The sequence below is a fragment of the Pseudomonas sp. Sample_10 genome, assembly GCF_004321495.1.
GTDB lineage: Bacteria > Pseudomonadota > Gammaproteobacteria > Pseudomonadales > Pseudomonadaceae > Aquipseudomonas.
Window position 1 is genome coordinate 1 of record NZ_RCOE01000176.1, and the last position, 2,757, is coordinate 2,757.

Genomic DNA, 2,757 nt, shown 5'->3' on the forward strand with positions numbered 1-2,757 from the left:
TTAAAACAAAGGCAGATATTTTCATATCTGCCTTGTTATATGGAGCTCTTGAGCGGATTTGAACCGCTGACCTCACCCTTACCAAGGGTGTGCTCTACCAACTGAGCTACAAGAGCGAAACACTGTGCAAAACCTGTAAACTTGGAGCGGGTAGCGGGAATCGAACCCGCATCATCAGCTTGGAAGGCTGAGGTTCTACCACTAAACTATACCCGCGAGGCTTACAGCTCTCGCTAAAATGGTGGAGGGGGAAGGATTCGAACCTTCGAAGTCGTAGACGTCAGATTTACAGTCTGATCCCTTTGGCCGCTCGGGAACCCCTCCTAAGCGAGCCGGCATTCTACATCATGCCAGCCTTCTGTCAAGCATTTTTCTCATTAAAAACCTGAGGTTAGCTGCGTTGACCTCGCCCCACGCCGTTGACCGTTTCCGGTGTTCGCTGTGGAGCGGGCGCCATTCTATGCAAACTATTCGAAGGGTGCAACCCCCTCGCAAGGCATTATTTTATGTTTTAACTCATTGAATTCTTTAGAAAGGTTTATCAGCTGCAGATCATCCAGCCAGCGCCGGCTCTCCGGGGCCACGCGCAACCAATAACCCGCTGATTCAGCGCTACCTCGAGGCAAGGCCTGAAACCTGACCTCCATACCTGTCAGTCTTCGTTCAAGCCCCTGAGCAACATCCTGGCGCGCAAAACCACCTACATAAAGACAGTTTGAGTCCACCTGGACCGCTTTCTCTTTCTCTTTCTCTTTATCTTTAGACGCGACTTCGGTCTCGCTCAACAGCCGGATATCGTGCTGCGACCCTCGATACAAACTCAAAGGCGTTACGTCCTTCGCGCGCAGCGGAGCCTCTTGTTGATGCCAAATGTAATAAAACACATTGAGAACAAGCAGCAGCAAAAACAACCAACGCATAAGTACCTCAGGCTAAAGGGCACGCCATCGCCAAACCGACAAACACCAGATCCGGAACCACCCTGGCTTCAGGCACCACTTCGGAGACCAGAGCTGCATCACCACCCGTTAGGAAAACCGCATAATCGTCACCCCAACGCTCCCGCGCCAGTCCGAGCTGCGTCAACACGAACCCCCGCAGCATCAACAGGCAACCGCGCTCGACAGCCTCAACCGTTGTACGCCCTGGCTCGAGACTTTCCAATGCACGTTCAGCCGCAAGATCACCGTAACGAATTTTGCGAGTATGCGTGCGAAGTTGATTTCGCATCAATGGCATACCGGGGCATATGAACCCACCGAGATGCCCCCCATCCGCCGCAACGAAATCGGCTGTGACCGCAGTACCGAAATCCAACACAAGGCACGCCCCAGCCGCCAAATGAAACCCTCCAAGCAGGGCGAGCCAGCGGTCGAGACCCAGCTTCTCGAACTCTTCATAACCGTTTCGAACGCCGGACATTTCCCGGGCAGGCGAAGCACAAACGACCGATACGCCGAAGGATTCCTTCAAGAGAGAGACCAACAGCCCGGTCTCCTCTTGAGTCCTCACGCTGACCAGCCGACAGTGCTTGAGAGCCAGTCCCTCGAGTAGATTCAAGTCCGCGAGCAAAGCAAGATCCGAATCAACAACCCCGCCACCCACCACCACCCGGGCATTCGATTCGAGCACACGCCACTTGATAAAACTGTTTCCGCAGTCGAGCTCAAGAATCATTGCGCAACCTCAGGCTCAGCTCACCACCACTAAAGACTTTTTCCACACCGCCTACCTTCAAGCGCAGAGCCCCCTGATTATCGATCCCCAGCACCTCGCCATCTATTTGATTTACGCCCGCAATCAATGACACAGCGCGCCCCTGCCACAAGTGATGCTGCTCCCACTCAGCCTGGATGGAAGAAAAGCCTGTGGCCTGATGGCGAGCAAGGTACCTCTGCAGCATCACACCTAGTGTTGCCACCAACTGATTTCGATCAAACATCTTGCCGGACTCCAGTCGCATGGACGTCCATTGCTGATCAACCTCATCGGTCATTTGCATGTTTACATTAATCCCAACACCCAGCACCACATGACAGACATCAGCTGGATCGCCAACCAACTCAAGCAGGATACCGGCAATCTTCTTTTGACCTACCAGAACATCGTTCGGCCACTTCAAACCCGCCTCGGAAACACCAAGCTCACGCAACGCCTGCATGACAGCAAGCCCAACGACAAGACTCAACCCCTCCAGCTGACGCATCCCGCCTTCGATGCGCAGCACCAGGCTAAAGTAAACATTCTCCGCAAATGGACTGACCCACTTACGTCCCCGCCGCCCGCGCCCCGCCGTTTGACGCTCGGCAAGCACCAGAAAGGGCGCGACCTGGAGACGCTCTATCGCTCTCAGAGCCTCGGCATTTGTGGAATCAATTGAATCGAAGACCAGAACAGGCCACTCGCAAGATGGGGCAAGTCTCGCTATCTCAGCAGGATCAAGCAGCGTCAATGGCGCTGCCAATTGATAACCCCGCCCTCGAACTTTATGAATGGACAAACCCAGCTCAGCTTCCAAGTGCTGAAGCTGCTTCCACACAGCACTGCGACTAACACCCAAGGCAGCACCCAGCGCTTGACCTGAATGGAATCGGCCATCTTTAAGAAGCTTTAACAAAGTCAGCATGCAAGTCCCGCCTCACAATGAGGCCCGCATGATAGCCACGCCCCGAGCAAATGCATAGAAATCAAGGGAGACGGATTTTCCTGCGGACAAAACAAAACCCCAACTGCTTTCGCAATTGGGGTTTCGGAATT

3 protein-coding genes and 3 tRNA genes are annotated in these 2,757 nt (G+C 53.9%); all 6 read right to left on the minus strand.

Features of this window, described 5'->3' with window-relative positions:
* Positions 1 to 40: 40 nt before the first annotated feature.
* The 6 genes from D8U18_RS17290 to birA all read right to left on the minus strand — a co-directional run bounded on the left by D8U18_RS17290 (position 41) and on the right by birA (position 2,626).
* A tRNA-Thr gene (locus D8U18_RS17290) sits at positions 41 to 116 on the minus strand.
* 26 nt (positions 117 to 142) lie between these two features.
* Positions 143 to 216, minus strand: a tRNA-Gly gene (locus D8U18_RS17295).
* Positions 217 to 239: 23 nt separating this feature from the next.
* Positions 240 to 324, minus strand: a tRNA-Tyr gene (locus D8U18_RS17300).
* Positions 325 to 467: 143 nt separating this feature from the next.
* Positions 468 to 920, minus strand: a complete 453-nt coding sequence (locus tag D8U18_RS17305; protein ID WP_056855888.1) for a hypothetical protein — start codon at positions 918 to 920, stop codon at positions 468 to 470.
* Positions 921 to 927: 7 nt separating this feature from the next.
* Positions 928 to 1,677 carry a pantothenate kinase gene (locus D8U18_RS17310; RefSeq protein WP_131108076.1) on the minus strand — a complete coding sequence of 250 codons (750 nt, stop codon included), beginning with the start codon at positions 1,675 to 1,677 and terminating at the stop codon, positions 928 to 930.
* The gene (gene birA, locus D8U18_RS17315; protein WP_056855890.1) at positions 1,667 to 2,626 is read right to left on the minus strand and encodes a bifunctional biotin--[acetyl-CoA-carboxylase] ligase/biotin operon repressor BirA; all 960 of its coding nucleotides are present in this window, start codon (positions 2,624 to 2,626) and stop codon (positions 1,667 to 1,669) included. The genes D8U18_RS17310 and birA overlap by 11 nt, the downstream gene beginning before the upstream one ends.
* Between the last annotated feature and the right edge of the window lie 131 nt (positions 2,627 to 2,757).